Origin of the sequence: Pseudomonas paracarnis (assembly GCF_904063055.1) — a bacterium.
Classification (GTDB): Bacteria; Pseudomonadota; Gammaproteobacteria; order Pseudomonadales; family Pseudomonadaceae; genus Aquipseudomonas; species Aquipseudomonas paracarnis.
In genome coordinates this window covers 541,408-564,864 of sequence record NZ_CAJFCN010000003.1, presented here as the reverse complement: position 1 = coordinate 564,864, position 23,457 = coordinate 541,408, and the positions used below count along the sequence as shown (strand labels likewise).

The 23,457-nt window shown below is 60.2% G+C and carries 19 protein-coding genes; 8 read left to right on the top strand and 11 right to left on the bottom strand.

Going from position 1 to position 23,457, the window contains the following annotated elements; genetic code table 11:
• Positions 1 to 173: 173 nt before the first annotated feature.
• The gene (locus JMV15_RS09620; RefSeq protein ID WP_020301567.1) at positions 174 to 1,574 is read right to left on the bottom strand and encodes a transglycosylase SLT domain-containing protein; all 1,401 of its coding nucleotides are present in this window, start codon (positions 1,572 to 1,574) and stop codon (positions 174 to 176) included.
• 98 nt (positions 1,575 to 1,672) lie between these two features.
• Positions 1,673 to 2,440, bottom strand: coding sequence for a hydroxyacylglutathione hydrolase (gloB, locus tag JMV15_RS09615; RefSeq protein WP_038449958.1), 768 nt, complete (start codon positions 2,438 to 2,440; stop codon positions 1,673 to 1,675).
• 65 nt (positions 2,441 to 2,505) lie between these two features.
• On the opposite strand from gloB, the gene JMV15_RS09610 reads away from it, so the two are divergent.
• The gene (locus tag JMV15_RS09610; RefSeq protein ID WP_003190694.1) at positions 2,506 to 3,264 is read left to right on the top strand and encodes a class I SAM-dependent methyltransferase; all 759 of its coding nucleotides are present in this window, start codon (positions 2,506 to 2,508) and stop codon (positions 3,262 to 3,264) included.
• 31 nt (positions 3,265 to 3,295) lie between these two features.
• A complete protein-coding gene (gene rnhA, locus JMV15_RS09605) occupies positions 3,296 to 3,748 on the top strand; it encodes a ribonuclease HI (RefSeq protein WP_003173571.1) in 453 nt (150 codons plus the stop codon).
• Positions 3,749 to 3,883: 135 nt separating this feature from the next.
• On the opposite strand, the gene JMV15_RS09600 is transcribed toward rnhA, so the two are convergent.
• Positions 3,884 to 4,189, bottom strand: coding sequence for a DUF2388 domain-containing protein (locus tag JMV15_RS09600; protein ID WP_014718258.1), 306 nt, complete (start codon positions 4,187 to 4,189; stop codon positions 3,884 to 3,886).
• A gap of 202 nt (positions 4,190 to 4,391) precedes the next feature.
• Between JMV15_RS09600 and dnaQ the strand changes: the two genes are divergently transcribed.
• The 3 genes from dnaQ (at position 4,392) to JMV15_RS09585 (ending at position 8,562) form a co-directional block, all read left to right on the top strand.
• On the top strand, positions 4,392 to 5,132 hold the full coding sequence (gene dnaQ, locus JMV15_RS09595; RefSeq protein ID WP_164692278.1) for a DNA polymerase III subunit epsilon: 741 nt from the start codon (positions 4,392 to 4,394) through the stop codon (positions 5,130 to 5,132).
• Between the two features lie 584 nt (positions 5,133 to 5,716).
• Positions 5,717 to 7,972, top strand: coding sequence for an Orn/Lys/Arg family decarboxylase (locus JMV15_RS09590; protein ID WP_038449961.1), 2,256 nt, complete (start codon positions 5,717 to 5,719; stop codon positions 7,970 to 7,972).
• A 20-nt stretch (positions 7,973 to 7,992) separates the two neighbouring features.
• Positions 7,993 to 8,562: a GNAT family N-acetyltransferase gene (locus JMV15_RS09585; protein ID WP_032903567.1), complete on the top strand. Its 570-nt coding sequence runs from the start codon at positions 7,993 to 7,995 to the stop codon at positions 8,560 to 8,562.
• Positions 8,563 to 8,566: 4 nt separating this feature from the next.
• Here JMV15_RS09585 and JMV15_RS09580 read toward each other — a convergent pair whose 3' ends face one another.
• Complete coding sequence (locus JMV15_RS09580; protein WP_038449962.1) at positions 8,567 to 9,475, bottom strand: LysR substrate-binding domain-containing protein; 909 nt, start codon at positions 9,473 to 9,475, stop codon at positions 8,567 to 8,569.
• Positions 9,476 to 9,658: 183 nt separating this feature from the next.
• On the opposite strand from JMV15_RS09580, the gene JMV15_RS09575 reads away from it, so the two are divergent.
• Positions 9,659 to 9,997 carry a hypothetical protein gene (locus JMV15_RS09575; RefSeq protein ID WP_020301563.1) on the top strand — a complete coding sequence of 113 codons (339 nt, stop codon included), beginning with the start codon at positions 9,659 to 9,661 and terminating at the stop codon, positions 9,995 to 9,997.
• A 49-nt stretch (positions 9,998 to 10,046) separates the two neighbouring features.
• Here JMV15_RS09575 and JMV15_RS09570 read toward each other — a convergent pair whose 3' ends face one another.
• The gene (locus JMV15_RS09570; RefSeq protein WP_032874044.1) at positions 10,047 to 10,283 is read right to left on the bottom strand and encodes a hypothetical protein; all 237 of its coding nucleotides are present in this window, start codon (positions 10,281 to 10,283) and stop codon (positions 10,047 to 10,049) included.
• A gap of 227 nt (positions 10,284 to 10,510) precedes the next feature.
• Between JMV15_RS09570 and JMV15_RS09565 the strand changes: the two genes are divergently transcribed.
• Positions 10,511 to 11,068 (top strand): NADPH-dependent FMN reductase, encoded by a 558-nt coding sequence (locus JMV15_RS09565; RefSeq protein WP_020301562.1) that lies wholly within the window; start codon positions 10,511 to 10,513, stop codon positions 11,066 to 11,068.
• Between the two features lie 113 nt (positions 11,069 to 11,181).
• Here JMV15_RS09565 and poxB read toward each other — a convergent pair whose 3' ends face one another.
• The 4 genes from poxB to JMV15_RS09545 form a co-directional block, all read right to left on the bottom strand.
• Positions 11,182 to 12,906: a ubiquinone-dependent pyruvate dehydrogenase gene (poxB, locus tag JMV15_RS09560; protein WP_032903540.1), complete on the bottom strand. Its 1,725-nt coding sequence runs from the start codon at positions 12,904 to 12,906 to the stop codon at positions 11,182 to 11,184.
• Positions 12,907 to 12,984: 78 nt separating this feature from the next.
• On the bottom strand, positions 12,985 to 14,217 hold the full coding sequence (locus JMV15_RS09555; RefSeq protein ID WP_038449965.1) for an NADH:flavin oxidoreductase/NADH oxidase family protein: 1,233 nt from the start codon (positions 14,215 to 14,217) through the stop codon (positions 12,985 to 12,987).
• A gap of 134 nt (positions 14,218 to 14,351) precedes the next feature.
• Positions 14,352 to 14,846, bottom strand: coding sequence for a DUF934 domain-containing protein (locus JMV15_RS09550; RefSeq protein WP_003190711.1), 495 nt, complete (start codon positions 14,844 to 14,846; stop codon positions 14,352 to 14,354).
• The gene (locus JMV15_RS09545; RefSeq protein WP_014718267.1) at positions 14,830 to 16,488 is read right to left on the bottom strand and encodes a nitrite/sulfite reductase; all 1,659 of its coding nucleotides are present in this window, start codon (positions 16,486 to 16,488) and stop codon (positions 14,830 to 14,832) included. Before JMV15_RS09545 ends, JMV15_RS09550 begins: the two co-directional genes overlap by 17 nt.
• 425 nt (positions 16,489 to 16,913) lie before the next feature.
• Here JMV15_RS09545 and JMV15_RS09540 point away from each other — a divergent pair, with 425 nt between their 5' ends.
• Positions 16,914 to 17,981, top strand: a complete 1,068-nt coding sequence (locus JMV15_RS09540; RefSeq protein WP_038452135.1) for an ABC transporter substrate-binding protein — start codon at positions 16,914 to 16,916, stop codon at positions 17,979 to 17,981.
• Here JMV15_RS09540 and JMV15_RS09535 read toward each other — a convergent pair.
• On the bottom strand, positions 17,978 to 18,196 hold the full coding sequence (locus tag JMV15_RS09535; RefSeq protein WP_019820265.1) for a DUF2970 domain-containing protein: 219 nt from the start codon (positions 18,194 to 18,196) through the stop codon (positions 17,978 to 17,980). The two genes, JMV15_RS09540 and JMV15_RS09535, sit on opposite strands and share 4 nt — an antisense overlap.
• Before the next feature lie 52 nt (positions 18,197 to 18,248).
• On the bottom strand, positions 18,249 to 23,093 hold the full coding sequence (locus JMV15_RS09530; RefSeq protein WP_038449968.1) for a dermonecrotic toxin domain-containing protein: 4,845 nt from the start codon (positions 23,091 to 23,093) through the stop codon (positions 18,249 to 18,251).
• Positions 23,094 to 23,457: the final 364 nt, after the last annotated feature.

The following is a 23,457-nucleotide window of genomic DNA, read 5'->3' as shown; positions in this document are numbered from 1 at the left end:
GGAAAAAGGCTGTCGGGAAGGCCATGTTGCGCACTGCGAGCTATTGGACGGTGTGAAGGTCAAATGTGGGAGCTGGCTTGCCTGCGATAGCATCACTGCGGTCTGACTGATAGACCGAGGTGCCTGCATCGCAGGCAAGCCAGCTCCCACACAAGCCAGCTCTCCCCGAGGTATTAGCGCGGCCCGGAAACCACCAGCATCTGCCCTGGCTTCAATGCCTGGCCGGTGCGCGGGTTCCAACGCTTGAGGTGTTGCATCTCAACGTTGAAGCGCTTGGCCACCATGTACAGCGAGTCACCTTTCTTGACCTTGTACTGCACCGGTTTTTTCGCCGCGACTTTACGCGTGTCCTGCATCACCAGGGTCTGGCCGACCTTGAGCGCCTGGCCGTTGAGCTTGTTCCAGCGCTGCAGGTCATGCACGTCAACCTTGTTGGCCTTGGCGATCAGCGTGAGGTTATCGCCACTGCGTACCTTGTAGCTGCGGGTACGCCCGGCAACCGCCTTGGTCTCGACTTCGTCGAACACCGGCTTCTTGGGGCGCATGCTCAGCAATTCTTCCGGCTTCATCGTCGAAAGGGTGCTGGTCAGCAGTTGGGCCTTGGAGGTTGGTACCAGCAGATGCTGGGGGCCATCCAGAGTGGTGCGTTGTTTCAAGGCCGGGTTGAGCTGGAACAGTTCGTCTTCGTCGATCTCGGCCAGCGCGGCAACCCGTGACAGGTCCATGCTTTGCTTGACTTCAACCACTTCGAAGTACGGTGTGTTGGCAATCGGGTTCAGGTTGACGCCATAGGCCTCGGGCGCCAGTACCACCTGGGACAAGGCCAGGAATTTGGGCACATAGTCCTTGGTTTCCTGAGGCAGGGGCAGGTTCCAGTAGTCAGTGGGCAGGCCGAGCTTTTCGTTGCGCTCGATTGCCCGGCTGACCGTGCCTTCGCCGGCGTTATAGGCCGCCAGGGCCAGCAGCCAGTCGCCGTTGAACATGTCATGCAGACGCGTCAGATAGTCCAGGGCGGCGGTGGTGGAGGCGGTGATGTCGCGGCGGCCATCGTAGGCGCGGGTCTGGCGCAGGTTGAAGTAGCGCCCGGTGGAGGGAATGAACTGCCACAAGCCGACCGCATCGCTGCGCGAATAGGCCATTGGGTTGTAGGCACTTTCAATCACTGGCAGCAGCGCCAGTTCCAGGGGCATGTTGCGTTCTTCAAGGCGTTCGACGATGTAATGAATGTAGAGGCTGCCGCGTTCGCCGGCATTCTCCAGAAAGGAGGGGTTACTGGCGAACCACAGGCGCTGTTGCTCGATGCGCGGGTTGACGCCGACACCGTCCTGCAATTGAAAGCCCCGACGCATGCGTTCCCAGACGTCCTGGGGTACTTCGGGGCTGGGCTTCTCTGATAGCCAGATAGGTTTTTGCTTGATCTTGGCAGCAAGATTCGGTTTGGGTTGCACGGTGGATTGTGCAGCGTAATTGGTCGATTGGCAGCCCGCCAGAGTCGCGGAAACGGCCACCGCCACGGCTTGAGCCAGGCGGGTCAATGCGTCTGAAGAAATGGATTTACGAATAGATGACGACATTGGCTGGAAGTAAGTTCCGGGCAAAAATGTCGGGCGATTCTAGAAAGCGCTTTGGTTCCGGTCAACCATTCAGAAATTACGTATCAGATTGCATCTGGTTAGAACTTATCTTTCCAAGCCCTCAAGCTAGCAAACACCTCGGCCCCAGAGCGGTTGTCGCGGCCGTTCCGTTCGTCCGCTTTTTGTTTAACGGATGTTTCAGAGGTGCGCAGAAAAGGGTTAGTACGTTTTTCCAGGGCCAGGTTGGATGGCAGCGTCATCTGGCCACGGGCGCGAAGTTGGGCGACATTTTCCACCCGTTCGGCGATGTCGGCGTTGTGCGGTTCCACGGCCTGGGCAAATTTCAAGTTACTTTGCGTGTATTCGTGAGTGCAGTACACCTGCGTATCGGCGGGCAGGGCGGCCAGGCGTTCCAGAGAGTTGTACATCTGTTCGGGTGTGCCTTCGAACAGGCGACCGCAACCCGCGGCGAACAAGGTATCGCCACACAGCAATACGCCCTGGTGGTAAAAGGCGATGTGGCCGAGGGTGTGGCCAGGCACGGCGTACACGTCGAAGTCCCAGCCCAGCACGCTGATACGGTCGTTATCCTGCAAGGCCACATCCCGCGCCGGGATCTTTTCGTTGGCCGGGCCGTAGACCGTGGCGCCGGTGACAGTTTTCAGTTGCTCCACACCGCCCACATGATCATGGTGATGATGGGTGACCAGAATGTCGCTGAGGCGCCACTCGGCATTCTGCTTGAGCCAGGCCAGTACTGGCGCGGCATCGCCGGGGTCGACCACGGCGCAGCGCCGGGTCGTGGGGTCTTGTAACAACCAGATGTAGTTGTCGGTGAAGGCGGGTAGGGCACTGATCTGTATCATTCTTCGATTCGCCAAGCTGAACACATTGGTGCATCTTAGAACGTCTAGGCGAGTTGGAGAATGCAATGACTGATAAAGCGTTCGCCCAGGCCGATCCTGAGTGGCTGGCCCTGATCAGCGCCGCCCGCGAATGGTTGTCCGGGCCGATTGGGCAGTTTTTGCTGGAAGAAGAGCGGCGCATGCTCGAAGACGAGCTGGGCCGGTTCTTTGGGGGCTACCTGGTGCATTACGGGCCGTCGGCCGACACGCCGCCCTCGGCACCGCAGGTGCAACGCAATGTGCGCCTGGGTGCACCGTTGCCGGGCGTGGAGATCGTCTGCGAGGAACAGGCCTGGCCCTTGAGCGAACACGCCGCCGATGTAGTGGTGTTGCAGCACGGCCTGGATTTCTGCCTGTCGCCCCACGGTTTGTTGCGCGAAGCGGCGAGCAGCGTGCGCCCTGGTGGCCATTTGCTGATTGTCGGCATCAACCCCTGGAGCAGTTGGGGCCTGCGCCGTGTGTTCGCCCATGACGGACTGCGTCAGGCGCGTTGCATCGCGCCATCACGGGTGGGCGACTGGCTCAACCTGCTGGGCTTCGCGCTGGAGAAACGCCGCTTCGGGTGCTATCGTCCGCCGCTTGCGACGGCCAAGTGGCAGGGCCGCCTGGCCGGTTGGGAACGCCGCGCAGGGGCCTGGCAGCTGTCGGGTGGTGGCTTCTATTTGCTGGTTGCACGCAAGATCGTGGTCGGGCTGCGACCGGTGCAACAAGTGCGCCGCGAGCCGATCGGCAAGCTCGTGCCGATGCCGTTGGCCAAGGTCAACCGCGAACAACGCGAACCGTAAAACCTCTTTTTGATTTCAGGCCGAATAACCGATGACCGATAGCGTAGAACTCTTCACCGATGGCGCCTGCAAGGGCAACCCCGGCCCGGGCGGCTGGGGCGCCTTGCTGGTGTGCAAGGGCGTGGAGAAGGAATTGTGGGGCGGCGAAGCCAATACCACCAATAACCGCATGGAACTGATGGGCGCGATTCGCGGCCTCGAAGAACTCAAGCGGCGCTGCAACGTACTCCTGGTGACCGACTCGCAGTACGTGATGAAGGGCATCAACGAGTGGATGGTCAACTGGAAAAAACGTGGCTGGAAGACAGCGGCCAAGGAGCCGGTCAAGAACGCCGACCTGTGGCAATTGCTCGATGAACAGTGCAACCGTCACGACATCACGTGGAAATGGGTACGCGGGCACATTGGCCACCCTGGCAACGAGCGCGCCGACCAGTTGGCCAACCGTGGCGTGGATGAAGTGCGCGGCTACAAGCAGAGCTGAGTCAGCGACACCGCAGCGGCCGCTCGAGCCGCTGCTTCACCGCCGCCATCGCGTGTGGCGAATCTACCCGCACGGCATTGAGCTTCAGGCAGGCAGACGTTGGCCTGATCACAAACATCCCGTGATTGTTGTCGCTTACAGAGCCAGGATCGCACGGGCGAGTTGTTCGTCCGTGTATCGCAGGTCCACTCTCGTCTGGCGAATATGCCGCAAGGCTGACTCTAGTTGAGCACCGCGTATTGCACCTTCGCTTGCGACAAACGAGGCGGCATCGGCCTTGGCCGCCAGCACAATCTTGTCGTCCTTGAAGCTGCTGCTGGTGCCGCCCGTGGCACTCATCGACAGGCTCACCAAGGCGTCAGTGGTCATCACGAAACTGGTGGCTTGCGCACCGGCAGCGCTGAACAGGCAGGGGATGAACAGCCATTTCAGGTTGAACATGAGTCAGGGAATTCCGTATCTGGAGGAGGCGCGCAGGTTAGCGATGAGGGGCGTAGCAATCCGCAGCAAGTTTGCGAAATCTTGTAAATAACTGTTGGGTGTCCACCGGTGGTTGGGTGCCATGGGCGCTTCGTTTACAGAGCGTGCTAATATCCCGCCCCTTGAACTGTACCGAACCGTTGAGAGCTGAACCCTGATGGCCATCCGATCTGTTGTACTCGATACCGAAACCACCGGCATGCCGGTGACCGATGGTCACCGGATCATCGAAATCGGCTGTGTCGAACTGATGGGGCGCCGCCTGACCGGCCGCCACTTCCACGTCTACCTGCAACCGGACCGCGACAGTGATGAGGGCGCGATTGGCGTCCACGGCATCACCGACGAATTCCTCAAGGGCAAGCCGCGCTTCGCCGAAGTGGCCGATGAGTTCTTCGAATTCATTAATGGCGCCCAGTTGATCATCCATAACGCGGCGTTCGACATCGGCTTCATCAATAACGAATTTGCCCTGATGGGGCAGACCGACCGTGCGGACATCTCCCAGCACTGTACGATCCTCGATACCTTGATGATGGCCCGCGAGCGTCACCCGGGCCAACGCAACAGCCTCGATGCCTTGTGCAAGCGCTATGGCGTCGACAACTCCGGCCGTGAACTCCACGGCGCCTTGCTCGACTCCGAGATCCTGGCCGACGTTTATCTGACCATGACCGGCGGGCAGACCAGCCTGTCCCTGGCCGGTAATGCGTCCGATGGCAGCGGTTCGGCGGAAGGCTCGGGCAACCGCCCTTCGGAAATCCGCCGCTTGCCAGCTGATCGCAAACCGACGCCGATCATCCGTGCCAGCGAGCAGGACCTGGCCGAGCATGCGGCACGCTTGGAAGCGATCGCCAAGGCAGCCGGTGCGCCGGCGTTGTGGACTCAACTCACTCAGCAATAACCGCTCATGTAGGAGCAGGCTTGCAGCCATGGGTACTTACACAGTTGCATCTGTGGCGAGGGAGCTTGCTCCCGTGGCGGCCTGCCAGCCAATACCTATCTACCTGACGCTGCGCGATCAAACTGTGGGAGCTGGCTTGCCTGCGATAGCGGCCTGCCAGCCAACGCCTATCGACCTGACGCCCCGCGATCAAATTGTGGGAGCGGGCTTGCTCGCGAATGCGGCCTGACAGTCAACACGGTTGGATTGGGTACATCTCCATTCCTGCGGTGACGGCCACTTAGCGTTCCGCTCTGACAGCGGGTCACTTTGGAAAAGCCGGAATGCCGGCCCAGCCCACCCACATTTGGATTGCGGAGCCTCAGGTAGATAAGTGTCGGCTGGCAGGCCGCATTCGCGAGCAAGCCAGCTCCCACAGTTTGATCGCGGGTGTGAGGCAGGTATGGCCCGGCAGGCGGGCCGTCACGGGAGCAAGCTCCCTCGCGACTTATGTAGATACCTCTCGACCACCTGTGAAATCTTCATTCGCCACATCTGCTTCCAGCTTCTACCCTTTGTGCAAAGCCTCCGGAGTAAGAGTGCTCATGTACAAGGACCTGAAGTTCCCCGTTCTGATCGTGCACCGTGACATCAAGGCCGACACCGTTGCCGGTGACCGGGTTCGAGGCATCGCCAGGGAGTTGGAACAGGAGGGCTTCAGTATTTTTTCTGCGGTGGACTACGCCGAGGGGCGGCTAGTGGCCGCTACCCATCACGGCCTGGCCTGCATGCTGATTGCCGCCGAAGGCGCCGGGGAAAACACCCATCTGTTGCAGAACATGGTGGAGTTGATTCGCTTGGCGCGCCTGCGCGCACCCAACCTGCCGATCTTTGCGCTGGGCGAGCAAGTCACGCTGGAAAACGCGCCCGCCGATGCCATGAGCGAGCTCAACCAACTGCGCGGCATCCTTTATCTGTTCGAAGACACCGTGCCGTTTCTGGCGCGCCAAGTCGCCCGCGCCGCACGCACGTACCTGGATGGCCTGTTGCCGCCGTTCTTCAAGGCGCTGGTGCAACACACCGCCGACTCCAATTATTCCTGGCACACCCCCGGTCATGGCGGTGGCGTGGCCTATCGCAAAAGCCCGGTGGGGCAGGCCTTTCATCAGTTCTTTGGGGAAAACACCCTGCGCTCTGACTTGTCGGTGTCGGTGCCCGAACTGGGCTCGCTGCTCGATCACACCGGGCCTTTGGCCGAAGCCGAGGCCCGCGCCGCGCGCAACTTTGGCGCCGACCATACGTTCTTCGTGATCAACGGCACGTCCACCGCCAACAAGATCGTCTGGCATTCCATGGTGGGGCGCGATGACCTGGTGCTGGTGGACCGCAATTGCCACAAGTCGGTGTTGCATTCGATCATCATGACCGGCGCGATCCCGCTGTACCTGTGCCCGGAGCGCAACGAGCTCGGGATCATCGGCCCTATCCCCCTGAGCGAATTCAGCCCAGAGTCGATCCGCGCCAAGATCAACGCCAGCCCCTTGACCCGTGGGCGACCACCGAAAGTGAAATTGGCGGTGGTGACCAACTCCACCTATGACGGCCTGTGTTACAACGCTGAACTGATCAAGCAGCAACTGGGCAACAGTGTCGAGGTGCTGCACTTTGATGAGGCCTGGTATGCCTATGCTGCCTTTCACGAGTTCTTCGCCGGGCGCTATGGCATGGGCACCTCGCGCACGCCGGACAGCCCCTTGGTGTTCACCACCCACAGTACGCATAAGTTGCTGGCGGCATTCAGCCAGGCGTCGATGATCCACGTGCAGGACGGCGGCGCACGGCAACTGGACCGTGACCGCTTCAATGAAGCCTTCATGATGCATATCTCCACCTCGCCGCAATACAGCATCATCGCGTCGCTGGATGTGGCCTCGGCAATGATGGAGGGTCCGGCCGGACGCTCGCTGCTTCAGGAAATGTTCGACGAGGCCTTGAGTTTTCGTCGTGCCCTGGCCAACTTGCGCCAGCATATAGCGGCCCAAGACTGGTGGTTCTCCATCTGGCAGCCACCCTCGGTCGCGGGCATCGACCGGGTCGCCACGGCGGATTGGCTGTTGCACCCTGGGGATGAATGGCATGGCTTTAGCGACGTGGTCGAAGACTACGTATTGCTGGACCCGATCAAAGTCACGCTGGTGATGCCTGGCCTCAACGCCGGAGGGGCCTTGAGCGATTGCGGGATTCCCGCCGCAGTGGTCAGCAAGTTCCTCTGGGAGCGCGGTCTGGTAGTGGAGAAGACTGGGCTGTATTCGTTCCTCGTGCTGTTTTCCATGGGCATTACCAAAGGCAAATGGAGCACCTTGCTCACTGAGTTGCTGGAGTTCAAGCGTAGCTACGATGCCAATGTCAGCCTGGCCAGTTGCTTGCCGTCGGTGTATGCCCAAGGCCCGGCGCGTTATCAAGGCCTGGGGCTGCGCGACCTTTGCGACCAGTTGCACAGCTGTTACCGTAGCAATGCCACGGCCAGGCACCTCAAACGTATGTATACGGTATTACCGCAAATCGCGATGAAACCCGCCGATGCCTACGACCAACTGGTCAGGGGCGAGGTGGAGGCGGTCTGCATCGATGCCTTGGCCGGACGCATCGCCGCCGTGATGCTGGTGCCATACCCGCCGGGCATACCACTGATCATGCCCGGCGAACGCTTCACCGAGTCAACCCGTTCAATCATCGATTACCTGGCATTTGCCCGCACGTTCGATAGCAGTTTCCCCGGTTTTGTCGCGGATGTGCATGGGCTGCAACACGAAGATGACGGCAGTGGCCGTCGTTACACCGTCGATTGCATCAAGGGTTAAGGAAGTTTATGCAAGCTGTGATGAACCCGAAGTATCCAGGGCTCAGTGTACGAGTCGCCGACGAAGGTTTTGACGCCTATGTGTGGGGCAACGATTTCAGCTTTGAAGTCAGCGCCTATGGGGTGCCGCAAATGGGCCAGCGCGTCGACCAATGGCCGGTGGAAAAAGTGCTGCCGTACCGCAAGTGCTATGGCATCGACCCGGAAGAATTCGCCAGTTTTCGTGATGCCGCCGACAGCTCGATCTTCATGGCGTACCTGGATGACCGCGCAGTGGGGCATATCGTGGTCAGCACCAACTGGAACGGTTTCGCCCATGTTGACGAGTTGGCTGTGGCGTTACCGGCGCGTCGACATGGCGTGGCCAAGTCGTTGTTGGACGTGGCGCAGTTCTGGGCTCGCAAGAAGAACCTGCCGGGCATGATGCTTGAGACCCAGAACAACAACCTCGGCGCCTGTCGCCTGTATGAGCGTTGTGGCTATGTAATGGGCGGCATCGATCAACTGCGTTATCGCGGGATTGACCCGCAAACCCGCGAGGTCGCGATTTTCTGGTATCGGTTGTTCAAGGCGCAAGTGGAGGCGGTCTGACCTCCTACAGGGGCTTGGTGTCGTTGCCAAGCAGGCTTTCGGCTTTCTGGATGACGATCTCCAGCAGCGCATTCAATGCCGGGGAGGGCGCAGCGTCTTTCAAGGTCAACGCATACAGGCTGACCACTATCGGTGGTGAAACCGGGCACGCATCAAGCCCGGACTCGCGTGCACCCAAGGCGGTGAACGGGTCGACAATCGCCAGGCCTTCTCCGGCTTCCACCAGGCCGCGCATCATCGGGTAGGTTTGTACGCGCGTCTGCACCACGGGCACCGGCCGTAGGGCATGCAGCTTGGCGTCCAGCAAACGGCTGAGCGGATCATGGCCTTCAAGGCCGATCAACGACTGGCCGGCCAACTCCTGCAGCGCAATGTATTTTTGCTTGGGCTTGAGCCAGCCATGGGGGGCCAGCAACTGCAATTTGCCTTGGCCCAGCACCGTGCTCTGGATATGGGGGTGTTCTGGGTCATGCAGGCTCAGGCCCACATCGGCTTCATGCAACAGCAGGCTGTTGATGATCTGGCCAACTGGCCGGCTCGACAGGTTGCACGGCATGTCCTGGAAGCGTCGACGCAGCGCGGCAATGCTCTGCGGCAACAGTTGGTTGGCCAACGGCGGTGTGCAGAGGGCGCGCAGGGGCGGAGCATGATGGTGTTTCAAGCGGCTGGCAAGGCGTTGCAACGGCTCCAGGGCTTCATACAGAGTTGTGATTTGTGCCTGCAACTCCAGGGTTTCCCGCGTGGCCTGCAAGCGCCCGCGCACGCTGGCGAACAGCATGAAGCCCAGTTGCTGCTCGGCATCCTTGAGGGTGGCGTCTACATCGCCCACGGGGAGTTGCAACCACTCGGCGGCGGTGCCGAGGTGGCCGGTCTGCAAGATGGCCTGAATCACTTCGATATGACGTAAACGCATGGCCGGAGTCTATGTGCAGTGCGCAGGGGATTCAATGGCGCAGGCCTTCGTGCGCAAAAAAGACTGCCGGGGTCGTCCCGGCCTATGGCGCTCAGCCAGGACCCCATTAGAATGGCGGGTCTGATCAGCAACGACCCCTGCCGGTTTGCCGGTACTTAAAATAAAAAACAGGTCTGGTCTCATATGCCTCTACCCTCGACTTTCTTCGGGGTAACGGCCAAGCAACTCGTGGTCCTGGTGACCGTGGGAGGCCTGGCGGCTTACTTCTTCAATCATCAGGATGAACCGACGCCGGACAATCTCGCACTGGAAGCCTTTATTCGCTCCCAGCAACAGGTGGGCGAGCAGGTGGGCGCAGTCGTGGGGATCAGCTTGATCAGGGAGGTGGAGGCTTACCCCGCGTACAACGCAGCAGGTTACAAGCGCTCGATGTTTACCGTGCAAGGGGAGCACGGCCAGGTGCTGGTGACGCTCAAGCAAGACGAACAGGGCATAGAGATGACGCAGATCCGCCGCCCATGAGCTTCCCCAGCCCAGCCCCCAGGACTGAGCAGGTGAACAAGGCAAGCGCTTACGATGCCAGAGTGGTTTCGGACTCGCGCACGAGAATGGTGCCCGACTGGATCAGTTTGAATTCATCACCTTCCAGCTTTTCTACACGGTCGCCAATGGCCAGCTTGTAGGTCGTGGTGGGCGTCGATCCGGCCAGGTCGCCTTGCGCCGGGTTGGATTCCTGAAACTCATGCACCGAATACACGCGGCCTTCCGCGTCTCTGGCATGAAACTGTCCAACAAGTACTGCAGCCATCTGTTTAGAACCTCTGGAGATAAACACTCGATTTGCGGTTCTGTAGACCGTCAGGGAGCGGGGTAGTTTACCTATAAGAAAAAAATACTATTCGCTGATATTTTCAGACGCTTCCTACGCAAGTGCTTGCAAGGAAAACGTCGAGGGAATCCGCACAACCCTCTGGTGAACGCGTCGCGAAGCCTCTATAACTACAAGCTCCTTTATTCAGAAGTCGGGAAACCTCAATGAGCAAGGTCTACACGATTGCCGTCCTGGTGGGCAGCTTGAGAAAAGAGTCGATCAACCGCAAGGTCGCCCTGGCCCTGGCCGAACTGGCCCCCGCCAATCTCAAGTTGAACATTGTTGAAATCGGCGACTTGCCGCTCTACAACGAGGACATCGACGGTGCAACACCGCCCGCAGCCTACAGTACTTTCCGCAAACAAGTGAGTTCATCCGACGCGGTGCTGTTCGTCACCCCCGAATACAACCGCTCCGTGCCGGCGGCCTTGAAAAATGCCATTGACGTGGGCTCGCGCCCATACGGGCAAAGCGCCTGGAGTGGCAAGCCCGGGGCGATCATCAGCGTGTCGCCGGGTGCCATTGGCGGTTTTGGCGCCAACCACCATTTGCGCCAGTCCCTGGTGTTCCTGGATGTGTGGTGCATGCAACAGCCGGAAGCCTATCTGGGCGGGGCAGGCAGTGTGTTCGATGAGGCGGGGAAGGTGTCGGAAAAGACCAAGCCGTTCCTGCAGGCATTCATCGATGCCTACGGTAAGTGGGTAGAAAAACAGAAGGATTGATTTGGCAATGCGCTCAAATGTGGGAGCGGGCTTGCTCGCGAAGGCGGTGGTTCAGCAGAGACATCATCGGCTGATACACCGCCTTCGCGAGCAAGCCCGCTCCCACAATGGGGTTATCGCAACCAGTTGGTGCGTGCCAGTTCGATAACCTCATCGCCACGCCCGCTCATCACCGCCTTGAGCATGTACAGGCTGAACCCCTTGGCCTGTTCCAGCTTGATGCTCGGCGGCATCACCAGTTCCTGTGTCGCGGTCACCACATCCACCAACACCGGGCCATCGTGGGCCAGGGCTCGGCGCAGTGCCGGCTCCAGGTCTTCGGATTGCTCCACACGTATGCCCAAAATGCCCATGGCATTGGACATGGCCGCGAAGTCCGGGTTTTTCAGCTCGGTGCCGGTGTCCAGGTAACCCGCAGCCTTCATCTCCATGGCGACGAAGCCCAGGGACGAATTGTTGAACACCACGAGTTTGACCGGCAATTGCAGTTGCGCCAGGGAAATGAAGTCCCCCATCAACATGGTGAAACCACCGTCCCCAGACATCGAGATCACCTGCCGTCCAGGGAACGCCGCCTGGGCGCCGATAGCCTGAGGCATGGCGTTGGCCATCGAGCCATGGTTGAACGAGCCGATCAGCCGGCGCTTGCCGTTCATCTTCAGATAACGCGCTGCCCACACGGTGGGTGAGCCGACATCGGCGGTAAAGATCGCATCATCATCGGCCAGTTCGCTGAGCAAGCGCGCCACATACTGGGGATGGATTGGCCGGCCGGCCTTGGACGGTTGCGCCAGGTCATCCAGGCCTTGGCGGGCCTTTTCGTAGTGCTTGAGGGAGGTCTCGAGGAAGCTGCGATCGGTCTTGCGGGTCAGGCGCGGCAACAGCGCGGCGATGGTTTCACTGACGTCGGCGGCGATGCCCAGATCCAGGGTCGCACGACGCCCCAGGGCTTGGGGGTTGCGGTCCACCTGGATGATCCTGGCGTCGGTCGGGTAGAACTGGCGATAAGGGAAGTCGGTGCCGAGCATGACCAAGGTGTCGCAATCGAGCATGGCGTGGTAGCCGGAGCTGAAACCGATCAGGCCGGTCATGCCGACGTCGAACGGGTTATCCCACTCCACATGCTCCTTGCCCCTCAGTGCGTGCACCACCGGCGCGCCGAGGGCGTCGGCCAGCGCCACCACTTGATCGTGGGCACCGGCACAGCCGCTGCCACACAGCAGAGTGACTTTCTCGCTGCTCTGGAGCATGTCGGTGAGGCGCTGCAAGTCCTGCTCAACCGGCAGGGTGCGCGGTGCGTGCAAGGCCGGCCACGGCTTGAGCTTATCTTCCACCTCCAGCAGCGATACATCTCCCGGAATCACCACCACCGCCACGCCTCGGTTGAGGATCGCCGAACGCATGGCACGGTGCAGCACCTGAGGCATCTGCTCGGGGTTGCTCACCAGCTCGATAAAGTGGCTGCATTCCTTGAACAGTTCCTGGGGATGGGTTTCCTGAAAATAATTCAGGCCAACCTCCGAAGATGGAATTTGCGCGGCAATCGCCAGCACCGGCACATGGTTGCGATGGCAATCGAATAAACCATTGATCAAATGCAGGTTGCCCGGCCCGCAACTGCCGGCGCACACCGTCAACTCGCCGGTGGCCGCCGCTTCGGCACCGGCAGCGAAGGCGGCGACCTCCTCGTGGCGCACATGCATCCACTCGATGCTGTCCATGCTGCGCAGGGCGTCGGTCAGGCCATTGAGGCTGTCGCCGGTGAGCCCCCAGATACGCTTGATACCCGCTTGTTCCAGGGTGGACGCCAACTGCTGGGCCAGGTTGATTTTCGCCATGAGGAACTCCAATCGTCAGTGAGGTTGAAAAACTGCTGATCAGTAGGGGACAGTTCAATCACGGCGAATGCTCCGCCTTTAATGTGAAGATTGCGTCATGCTTGCGCGGTATTGCCGCGTACGCCGCGCGATAAACCACTGGTCACACGCCAGTGCCAGCCAGGGCGCAACGTTGGGGTTGGGCAGGCGGCCGCGGCTCAGACGGCGCATCTGGTCGCGCACCACGGCGAGGGTGGCGAGGGCGGCCAGGGGTTTGCGCTTCCATTCCATGGGCCGCAGTTGTGGGTTGAGGTCGCGACCTTCACGCCACTGTTTGATCAGTTGCGGCTCCAGGGTCAGGGCGGTGGCGATGCCGGCCATGGCGATGCCGCTGTCCAATACTTGCTGGACCACCGGCAAGCGGCGAATACCTCCGGTCACCATCAGTGGCATGGTGGCGATGCTCGCCATTTGTGTGGCGAAATCCAAAAAGTAGGCTTCACGGGCCAAGGTGCGGCCGTCCCGCGCCTCACCTTGCATGGCCGGCGCTTCATAGCTGCCGCCGGACAACTCAAGCAAATCGATCGGCAGTGTATTGAGCATCTCCACTACTGCGCGCGCATCGGTCTCATCGAAGCCGCCGCGCTGGAAGTCTGCGGAATTGAGCTTTACCGACACACAAAATGAAGGGCTGACGCTGGCACGTACGGCACGGACGACCTCCAGCAACAGGCGTGCGCGGTTTTCCAAGGGGCCGCCCCAGCGGTCGGTACGGTGGTTGCTCAAGGGCGAGAGGAACTGACTCAACAAATAGCCATGGGCGCCGTGGATCTGTACGCCGGTGAACCCGGCTTGCTCGGCCAGGCGGGCGCTGGTGGCGAAGCGCTTGATGACGTCCTGGATGTCGTCTTCGGTCATGGCCTTGGGTTTGGCGAACATCTTGGAAAAACTGCCCACATCCAGCGCAATAGCCGAGGGGGCCAACGCTTGTTGACCGAGGTTGGCCATGGTCTGGCGGCCCGGATGGCTGAGCTGTACCCAGAAGTGCACACCTTTGGCCCGGGCTACGTCGGCCCATTCACGAAAACTGGCCAGGTGTTGCTCGTTTTCTAGCGCGACACCGCCAGGGCCGGTCATGGCGCGGCGGTCGACCATCACGTTACCGGTCAGCAGCAGGCCGGGTTCGCCGTCGGCCCAGGTCTTGTACAGCTGCTTCAAGGCTTTGGACGGTGCCTGATGCAGGTCCGCCATGTTCTCTTCCATCGCGGCCTTGCCGATGCGGTTGGCGATGACTTGGCCGTTAGGCAGTTGCAGCGATTCGAACGGTGACATGGGTTAACTCCTGAGCAGGGGAGGTCTCAGGCTAAGCTTAAAGTTAACTTTAATGTCAAGCGGGAGTCGATCACACAGGATTGACGGGCGATGGAACGGCAGGAGCGAGGCGTTCCCCTCGCTCCTGCAGAGTGTCAGCGGCGGCGGAACAGCGGCAAAGGTTCATCGGTGGCCGCTTGATAGGTCACCGAGAAATCCTTGAGGCTTTCCAGCGCTTCGTACGGGTCTTTGTCCGCGCGCAAGGCGAAGGCATCGAACCCGCAGCGGTGCAGGTAGAACAGTTGGTCACGCAGCACGTCGCCAATGGCCCGCAGTTCACCCTTGTAGCCATAACGGTCACGCAGCAGGCGGGCATTGGAGTAGTTGCGCCCGTCGGTGAAGGCCGGGAAGTTAAGGGCGATGACCTGAAAATGCTGCACGTCATCACCGATTTCTTCGGCTTCTTCATCGGCGTCCAGCCACACGCCCAGGCCGCCATCGCGGGCCTTGAGGGCATGGCCGTGCTCGCGCCACAGTGCCAGCGGCACGATCAGGTCGTCGCAGTTGGAGATGCCGTCGAAGCTCGCGTCCTTGGGCAGCAGGTGCCAGGTTTCGTCGACGACTGCGTTGTTCTTAATGATTCGCTGCATAGACACGCTCCTTGAACAGGTCGATGCCGATGCGCTGGTAGGTGTCGATGAAGCGCTCATCTTCGGTACGCTGTTCGATATAAACGTCGATCAGCTTGCCGATCACCTCTGGCATGGCTTCCTGGGCGAAGGATGGGCCGAGGATCTTGCCCAGGCTCGCATCGCGGCTGGCGCTGCCACCCAGGGACACTTGGTAGAATTCTTCGCCTTTCTTGTCCACGCCCAGGATGCCGATGTGGCCGACGTGGTGGTGACCACAGGCGTTCATGCAACCGGAGATGTTCAGGTCCAGCTCGCCGATGTCGAACAGGTAATCCAGGTCGTCGAAACGGCGTTGGATCGACTCGGCAATCGGGATCGACTTGGCGTTGGCCAGGGAGCAGAAGTCGCCGCCCGGGCAGCAGATGATATCGGTCAGCAGGCCGATGTTCGGCGTAGCAAAGCCGCCTTCGCGCAGTTCGCCCCACAGGGTGAACAATTGGCTTTGTTCAACGTCCGCAAGAATGATGTTCTGCTCGTGGGAGGTGCGCAGTTGGCCAAAGCTGTAGCGCTCGGCCAGGTCGGCGACGGCATCCAGCTGCTTGTCGGTGATATCGCCAGGGGCAACACCGGTGGGCTTGAGCGACAGGGTCACTGCCACGTAGCCGGGCTTCTTGTGCGCCAGGGTATTGCGCGTGCGCCAGCGGGCGAAACCTGGGTGTTGCTGGTCGAGTGCGGTCAGCTCGGCGTCCTGATTGCTCAGGGCCTGGTACTCCGGGTCGACGAAGTGCTTGGCGACGCGGTGCACTTCGGCTTCGGTCAGGGTGGTCTGGCCGCCGCGCAGGTGTTCCATTTCGGCATCGACTTTCTGGGCAAACACCTCAGGGGTCAACGCCTTGACCAGGATCTTGATCCGGGCCTTGTACTTGTTGTCGCGACGGCCATAGCGGTTGTAAACCCGCAGGATGGCGTCGAGGTAGCTCAGCAGGTCCTGCCACGGCAGGAACTCGTTGATAAAGGCGCCGACCACCGGGGTACGGCCCAGGCCACCGCCGACCAATACGCGAAAACCCAGCTCGCCGGCGGCGTTGTACACAGGCTCCAGGCCGATGTCGTGCACTTCGATGGCGGCACGGTCCGAGGTCGAGCCATTGATGGCGATCTTGAACTTGCGCGGCAGGTAGGCGAATTCGGGGTGGAAGGTGGTCCACTGACGCACGATTTCACACCACGGCCGCGGGTCGATCAACTCGTCGGCAGCGACGCCGGCAAATTGGTCGGTGGTCACGTTGCGCAGGCAGTTACCGCTGGTCTGAATGGCGTGCATCTGCACGGTAGCCAGTTCAGCCAGGATGTCCGGCACATCTTCCAGGGCCGGCCAGTTGAACTGCACGTTCTGGCGGGTGCTGATGTGGGCGTAGCCTTTGTCGAAGTCGCGGGCGATCTTGGCCATCATTCGCGTCTGGCGCGACGTCAGTTGGCCATAGGGCACGGCCACCCTCAGCATCGGCGCAAAGCGCTGCACATAAAGGCCATTTTGCAGGCGCAGAGGGCGGAACTCTTCTTCGCTCAGTTCACCTGCTAAGTAGCGTCGGGTCTGATCACGGAACTGCTTGACGCGGTCCTCGATGATGCGCTGATCGTATTCGTCGTATACGTACATATAGGTCCTGTTCTCGGCAAATCTGCGCGCACGGCCGCGCACTCCCAACGGAGCCGGCGCACGATACCAGTTTGCGTATATGCGCAAAAGTGATGTTTGGGTATATGTAAATAACCAAACTGACTAATGAGAACCGTTATCGCCATACCCACATTTGTCATAGGGAAAACTCTGGTCTTTACTGTGATCGAGTCTTAGTGCAGTCACCTATAAAACCGACAAGAGGCGATGCGATGAGCAATTCCACCAAAGCCCGTAAACCCGACAGTACCGTGGATGCCTGGGCCATTTTATTTTTGATCATCCTGGTGGTGGGAACCGCCGTGTTCTGGGTTAGCCACCAGTAAAGCAGCGGGTTGATTGAACCTCGATTGAATATCTAATTGCCACTATCATGGCGCTCTATGTTCAAGGTTCAGACAACCATGTTGAAGGTTCTGATGGCGTGTGTGTGGTTGCTGGGGTCGGCGTACGGGGCAATCGCCCAGGCTGCGTCGGTGGTGTTTCTCAACCCTGGCCGGTCTTCGGAAACCTTCTGGGTCAGTTATGCGCAATTCATGCAGGCCGGCGCCAAGGACCTCGGCCTGGATTTGCGTGTGCGCTATTCCGAGCGTGACAACCAAGTCACCCTGGCCCATGCGCGAGAGGCATTGCTGGGCACTGAACGACCTGATTACCTGGTGCTGGTGAATGAGCAATACGTTGCCCCGCAAATCATGCGCATGGCCCAGGGCAGCGGGGTGAAATTACTGATCGTCAACAACGCCCTGACGCCCGACCAGACGCAGCTCTTGGACGCCTACCAAGACACCCGGTTGATCGGCAGCATGGTCGCGGACGACGAGCAGGCCGGCTACCTGATGTTGACCGACTTGTTGCGCCAACACGGGCCGATCGCTTCTGGCGCAACGCTGGACCTGCTGGCATTTTCCGGTGCCAAGACCACACCGGCGGCGCAGTTGCGTGAACAGGGCCTGCGCCGCGCCCTGGCCGAACATCCGCAAGTGCGCCTGCGCCAGTTGGTCTACGGTGAATGGAACCGCCTGCGCGCCTACGAACAAGCCACGCAGATGCTCAAGCGCTATCCACAATCGGCCCTGGTGTGGTCGGCCAATGATGAGATGGCATTGGGCGCCATGCAGGCCCTGCAAGACAGCGGTCGGGTACCGGGCAAGGATGTGTTGTTCAGTGCGGTCAACAGTTCGCCGCAGATCCTTGCAGCACGCCTGGACGGGCGGCTGAGTACGCTGGTGGCGGGGCACTTCACCCTGGGCGGCTGGGCAATGGTGTTGATCCATGATGAGGCCAAGGGTGTCGATATCGGCGCCCTTGGCGGTCGCAACCGCCAAGAGGCCTTGTTCCAATTGATCGATGTTGCCCAGGCACGGCGCCTGATGGGGCCCATGCGGTCGGTGGAATTTCGCGCACTGTCGGCGGTGGGCAAGCCCCCGTCCTACCGTTACCCGTTCAGCTTGCAACTACTGCTGCGTTAAACCCCGGCCAGGTGCAGCACCAATTTGACGATGCCAAATAAGGTCAAGGCAAACACCACCGTAAACAGGATGCCCAGCATTACAAAGTGGCTAGGCTTGCCGTGGGTAAAATCGCGGGCGCGGTTCTTGCCGCTTTGCACACCAAAAGCCGCCGCCATCACGCTGTGCAGCATCTGCCAGAAGGTCGGCGGCTTGTTATCGATTGGGTCGTCCATACAGCCCTCGTCAACGGGGTCATCGTACAGAGCATAGACAATCGGTTACGGCTTATCTTGGGCTGAGCACCTCCAGACCCAGGAATAGCTGTTGGTCCAGCGGCGGCTTGATCTCGGCTTTCTCCAGGTTGACCACGGCCCGGTTGTCGGCACGTGCCCGCTCAATCAGGTCCTTGCGGGTATACAGCCGTTCAGCTTTGGTTTTCAGATGCCCGAAGTCAGGGCTGGCAGGCGGCTTGTCGGCCGTCGCGTAGTGGAAGTGGGCGTACCACAGCACGGCGTCCTCACCTTGTTTGCCTTCCCTGATTTTGCTTTTATCGCGTATCGCATACTCGGTCAGGTAGTCCCCCGCTTTTAACGGGACACGGCTGCGGACCAGGTTGATGTCGACAAAACCGTGTCGCCATAAATAGGCCACATGGGCTGCCCTGGGGCGCTGCAACTTGTAACCGAGGCTGCATGCCTCGCGTGCTTGCCGGGTGGCGGCGGCGGCCTCTTCCTGGTAACGGTCGATCAGCTCGGTGGCACGGGCGTCTGTGGCATGGTCGCGCTTGAGTTCTTCAGCCAGGGTTGTGAATTTTTGCGCATGTTGCGTCAGCATGACATCCCATTCATGGGGGGCCAGGCTTTCCAGTCGGCTGGGGTCGTTGAGTTTGCGTTGTTGAAAATGAATACTGCGATCAATTCCCGCGCGCTCGTCTTTGACCGTTTGTGCCTGTGCCTCTATTGCCCTCAGTGGGCGCTTAAGCGCCACCTCAGCAGGCGGTGCGGCGCGGGCTGGCTCTACGACATTCCAGAACCCCTCACTGGCGTGTTCAAGGTAGGTGGCGAGCGTCTTGCCGGTCAGCGGGTCTTTGATATCGACGAAATTGCCTGGCGCATCCGGCTGGCCGACACGCAAGTCTCCTACCAGGGTCCTCCTGTCGCGGGTGGTGATGACTCTGCGACTCGAGGCTTTGAGTCGCGTGGCGCTGTCGGGGGGCGTGACAGGGGCAAAACCCTCCTCGACCAGAATCGAATGGGCCAGTTGGGTTTCAAGGCTGGTGCGGGCTTGGGCCAGATGTTGCAGGAAGGGCTCGCGGTATTCTTCGCGAATAAACCCTGAACCCATTTCAGTCAATGAGTTGACGGCGTTTTCCAATTGCTCATAGCGCTCCAGGACACTCTTGAGTACATCGATCTGCTCTAGGGTCGAGTAGCCGCTGGTCGTCATCATTTCCGTATGCGCCGACAGGCTGGTTGCCGTGCGTGGGTCGGTCAGTTCACTGACGAAAGGATACTCCGCCAGCTCCCTTGAGCCGTGCGCACGGTTTAATACCAAGTCGATAAACACCAGCAGCGCATGTTGCTTGATGATCACTGAGTGGATGTTTTGATCGGTGGGTCTGTCTTGCAGTAAAAACTGACGTGTTGCCGGGGTAGCTTCCTTGAGCAGCGTCTCGATTTTTTCTGCGGGCTCGATCATGTGTTCGAGCGCCTGGACCTGGCGTTTCTGCAGGTTGATGTAGTCGTCGTAGGCGTCGGTGATGTCATTGGGCAACTCCTGCTTAGTACGCGCATTCAGCTCGTCATAACTTTCGCCGCGCTCGGTCTCAAGGGTGTCTGACATTCGTTGGGAGAGAGACTCATAAAGCCCGCCCCAGAAGCTGTAAAGGGTTTTGATGGCCCTGTCCCGCGCGCGCTCGTGGGCCGGGTCAGTCCTATCCAGGCTCATCAGCTCGTTGGCCTTGGCCTGGATTTTTTTCATCAGTTCGACAACGGGTAGCCCGTGTCGGCGCTGGTTGTCCAGGGCAATATCCCACTGGATCCTGGCCTGTGCGGTTGCAATGCGGCGTTGCTCATGACGCTTGACCACTTCGGCGTGCAGTTTCGGAATGCTCTTGGAACTGGCCAGCAGCAACCAATCCTTGCGCAGGTTCTTACTCTGTTCGACCAGATTGGTACGGGCGATCGTCAGGGCTCTTTCAGAGGTAAAAGAGGCACCCATCAAGGAAAACATCGTGGCGTTGAGCGCAGTGAGCTCTGAATTCAGAGTCCGCAGGCGTTCGGCACGTTCCTTTTGCCAGGTACTCAATCGGTCACGGGGCATGCCGCCGTTGAGCCTCGCGTGGCGGTCAAGGCGCCAATGTCCTTGGCCGTCGCTTATCAGCCTGAAGCCTGGATGTTGAGGATGTTTGGGGTGCACCAGGTAGACCTCGCCGAACCCCGGTGTCACGCTGACTTGGAACAGCAGCCCGCCAAGGCTGGCGTGCCAGACGCCGTCAATGCGGTAGAGGCCCTTGAGTGCACCGCTCGCTTGCGGGGCCGGCAGTGACGAGGGCCAGGGCACCTGAATATCGAGCATCGCTCTGAGCCGTTCACTGGCTTGAGGGCTGGCCAGGGACCGGCTGAAGTCCAGCACCGTATCACCCGTCGCCGGCGGCTCACCGGGCAGCGACACCACGCCCTCGCGTATCGCTGGCAGTTGTTCCGGTTCCGGCATGCCCGGCGCACGGCGCCAGGCTGCCAGTCGCAAACCACGGGCCTCTGTATCAGCTTCCAGTAACGGCGTGCCAGACGCGGATGCGCCATGCAGCAACACCATGGCGGTATTGAGCAGCAGATCGATCAATGCCGATTCACGCGTAATCGGGTCCGTGCTGTCCAACCCCGCCAGATCCTGCTCCAGGCTGGCGACCAGCACCAGGAACCAGCCCGCCAACATGGCTGGGCCGCGTACCAGCGGCAGCAACAAGGTGTTGAACAGCAACCACGCACCTTCCATCAAGACGGCCCAGCGGCTTTCGGTGTTGGAGACTGATTCACGGTCCGCCAAATCGACCAGCGCCCGCGCTGTACTGCCGAACAGATGATTAAGCAGTTGGCCGTTGACCTGCGATTGCAGCCATTCACCGGCACCCTCATCAACCGCCAGGGTCGCCGGGGCGGGTTTCTCGGCCAGGCTGTATTCATCGCCGGGCAGGAAACGAATGATGTGCGGTTCCTTGATACCGCCGTGGGCATAGATGGGGCGGGCTTTCTCCGATAACCAGTCCAGCACGCTGTTTTGCAACTCGCCTGGCTGGGCAATGGCCTGCAACAGCGCCTGGCGGCTGGGGTATTGATGCAGGGCGTCGGCATACAAAGGTCGATACAGCAAATGTGGGCCCGCACTGATATCGCGTGGCTCGATGATGAAAATATTGCTGGCTTGATCCGGCGCAGCCCCGGTCTTGCGGCACAGGGCCAGCGGGCGCAAGACGATCTCCTGGCCGTCAACGATCCTGTCGGCAGGCATTTGCGCCATCAGCGCCTTGACGTACCGATAACCGGTGACGGTCATGCCGTGTTGCTGGCGGATCTTGTATTCCAGTGCCTGCATCGGCAGATGAACCTTGAGTTCACGAGTAAACAGCGACTCCCTGCGCTGGGCATCGGCGGTGTCGGATAACAACAGCTCTTTGAGAGCGTCAGGGTAGGTAGTGCCAATATCAACGCGCCGGATCAGGCCGCTGCTGCCCAACAGGTAATCTTCGTTCAACCAGCCTGGCAACGGTGTTGTCGTGCTGGAGGATAGCTTCAGCGTGCCAGAGGGCTTGCCAGCGAGGTTCTTCAGAGCCAGTTCCGTCAGCGACATGCGCACATGCTCGACAATTCCGGCTCCCCCTGGATAACCGGCGGCCACGGTGAAATCCAACAGCACGGTATCAGGGTCGACGTCGCCGTGATCAGCCTGCATCTGCTTGCGTAGCGCGGCCCGGCTGAACGTGTGGATGTTTTCAACGCCTTCGTTGAACGCGCGGCCCTGGTTTTTTTGCAGCACCTGCGCCATGTCCTGCAGATGGCGGTGGTAGGCAAATCGATCAGCGCTGCTGGCTTGTGCGAGCCATGCCGGCAGTCGCTGGCTCACGGCATCGAGCCGTTCGGCGGCGGCGATCGGGACGTCGGTGAAACAGCGTGCCGGATCGGTGATCTTCTCCAGGTGCTGCTCAAGGGTTTTTTCGTCTTGACCCTGGAAAGACAGGGTCTCCAGGTCTTCCAGGTGTGTATTGAGGATCAGCCCCGCCTGTTGCTCAAACACATTGGCGACCGGCTCGTTGCGCCGCCAGGTCAGGCTGTCGCATCGGAACTGCTCCTGCATCTTCGCGCCCCAGGCCTGGCTGAACGCCGCCAGTGAGTCGAACGCGTCGATCTTGCCGGCCACGCTGTACAGCAGCAGCTGTTTTTCACGTACCAGCAGCAGATCTGGGGTGAGTACGCGCACGGTTTCGCCGGCGTCGGCGAGCGTGGTTTCTATGAAATACACATAGGTGGCCGGTGAGGAGCGGGGCAGGCGCTCACGTTGTGCCGGCCAGGCGGCGACCACCGCCAACATGTCACGCTGCGTGTCGGTCAGGGTTGAAGGACCCGCCGCCGCGGCGGTCATCCGACCGTTGAGGAACTCGCTGAGCCACTGCCAGCGACTGTTGCCATGCTCGTCAACCTGGCTCCAGTAGTCGGCCAGTTCATGCTGCATGTACAGATAAAGCGAGGCTGGCAGCTCGTCGATGATCTGTGCGATGACTTGCATGTCGAGACCCGGCAGGCCCTCGGGCTTGATCACTTCGGGTGGCGTCTGGGTGAGGAAGTAGGGACGCTCGCGCACGGAGTGCAGGTCAAGCGTCCGCGGGTTCAGCACATGGGCGATAGCCACTTCCATCAATGCAGGATAGGCGTAACCGCCGGATGGCTGAGGGCTTGCCAGTTTGACCGTCTGCCAGTCCAGCTTCAACGACGGGTAGCGTTCCAGAATACGCTCGCGCAGGGCGTTCAACAGCACTGAATACAAGGCTGGGCGGGTGGCGAAACGCGCATGTACGGCCTGGGCGGGTAATTGGCGAAAGGCCAGGGTTGACGCGGGGGTAATGGGTTCGGGCATGACGAAATCCGTTTCCTGTGTAAAACCGGTTGTTCTGAGCTGCCGGCCCAGCTGACCGGGAATCGGTCCGGCACAGGAAATCGCATTTGGTCATTGCGGGTGCGGTAGGTGATTACCGCGAGCCTATCAGTTGGGGTGCTAACGACCCTGCACCGTATATATTCACCACCGAGCAGCGTCTGGAGGGTGATGTTCTGTCATTCCCAATCACAGGAATGACCGAATGTCTGATCTACCCACCCAGCGCTTCGTTGACAAGCAACCGGCAGCGACTTCAGGTTATGTGCGGGAATGAGCCTGATGAAAATCAGGCTGACAGGCTGTGTGTATTTTGCCATTGGCGACAAGTACAGCGACCACCGCA

Excerpts from the sequence above, each read along its gene's own strand:
- JMV15_RS09585 (WP_032903567.1), top strand. The coding sequence starts at position 7,993 with ATGAACCCGAAGTATCCAGGGCTCAGTGTACGAGTCGCCGACGAAGGT.
- JMV15_RS09565 (WP_020301562.1), top strand. The coding sequence starts at position 10,511 with ATGAGCAAGGTCTACACGATTGCCGTCCTGGTGGGCAGCTTGAGAAAA.
- JMV15_RS09590 (WP_038449961.1), top strand. The coding sequence starts at position 5,717 with ATGTACAAGGACCTGAAGTTCCCCGTTCTGATCGTGCACCGTGACATC.
- JMV15_RS09555 (WP_038449965.1), bottom strand. The coding sequence starts at position 14,217 with ATGTCACCGTTCGAATCGCTGCAACTGCCTAACGGCCAAGTCATCGCC.
- JMV15_RS09545 (WP_014718267.1), bottom strand. The coding sequence starts at position 16,488 with ATGTACGTATACGACGAATACGATCAGCGCATCATCGAGGACCGCGTC.
- JMV15_RS09575 (WP_020301563.1), top strand. The coding sequence starts at position 9,659 with ATGCCTCTACCCTCGACTTTCTTCGGGGTAACGGCCAAGCAACTCGTG.
- gloB (WP_038449958.1), bottom strand. The coding sequence starts at position 2,440 with ATGATACAGATCAGTGCCCTACCCGCCTTCACCGACAACTACATCTGG.
- JMV15_RS09580 (WP_038449962.1), bottom strand. The coding sequence starts at position 9,475 with ATGCGTTTACGTCATATCGAAGTGATTCAGGCCATCTTGCAGACCGGC.
- rnhA (WP_003173571.1), top strand. The coding sequence starts at position 3,296 with ATGACCGATAGCGTAGAACTCTTCACCGATGGCGCCTGCAAGGGCAAC.
- poxB (WP_032903540.1), bottom strand. The coding sequence starts at position 12,906 with ATGGCGAAAATCAACCTGGCCCAGCAGTTGGCGTCCACCCTGGAACAA.
- JMV15_RS09550 (WP_003190711.1), bottom strand. The coding sequence starts at position 14,846 with ATGCAGCGAATCATTAAGAACAACGCAGTCGTCGACGAAACCTGGCAC.
- JMV15_RS09610 (WP_003190694.1), top strand. The coding sequence starts at position 2,506 with ATGACTGATAAAGCGTTCGCCCAGGCCGATCCTGAGTGGCTGGCCCTG.
- JMV15_RS09530 (WP_038449968.1), bottom strand. The coding sequence starts at position 23,093 with ATGCCCGAACCCATTACCCCCGCGTCAACCCTGGCCTTTCGCCAATTA.
- JMV15_RS09570 (WP_032874044.1), bottom strand. The coding sequence starts at position 10,283 with ATGGCTGCAGTACTTGTTGGACAGTTTCATGCCAGAGACGCGGAAGGC.
- JMV15_RS09540 (WP_038452135.1), top strand. The coding sequence starts at position 16,914 with ATGTTGAAGGTTCTGATGGCGTGTGTGTGGTTGCTGGGGTCGGCGTAC.
- JMV15_RS09620 (WP_020301567.1), bottom strand. The coding sequence starts at position 1,574 with ATGTCGTCATCTATTCGTAAATCCATTTCTTCAGACGCATTGACCCGC.
- JMV15_RS09535 (WP_019820265.1), bottom strand. The coding sequence starts at position 18,196 with ATGGACGACCCAATCGATAACAAGCCGCCGACCTTCTGGCAGATGCTG.
- JMV15_RS09600 (WP_014718258.1), bottom strand. The coding sequence starts at position 4,189 with ATGTTCAACCTGAAATGGCTGTTCATCCCCTGCCTGTTCAGCGCTGCC.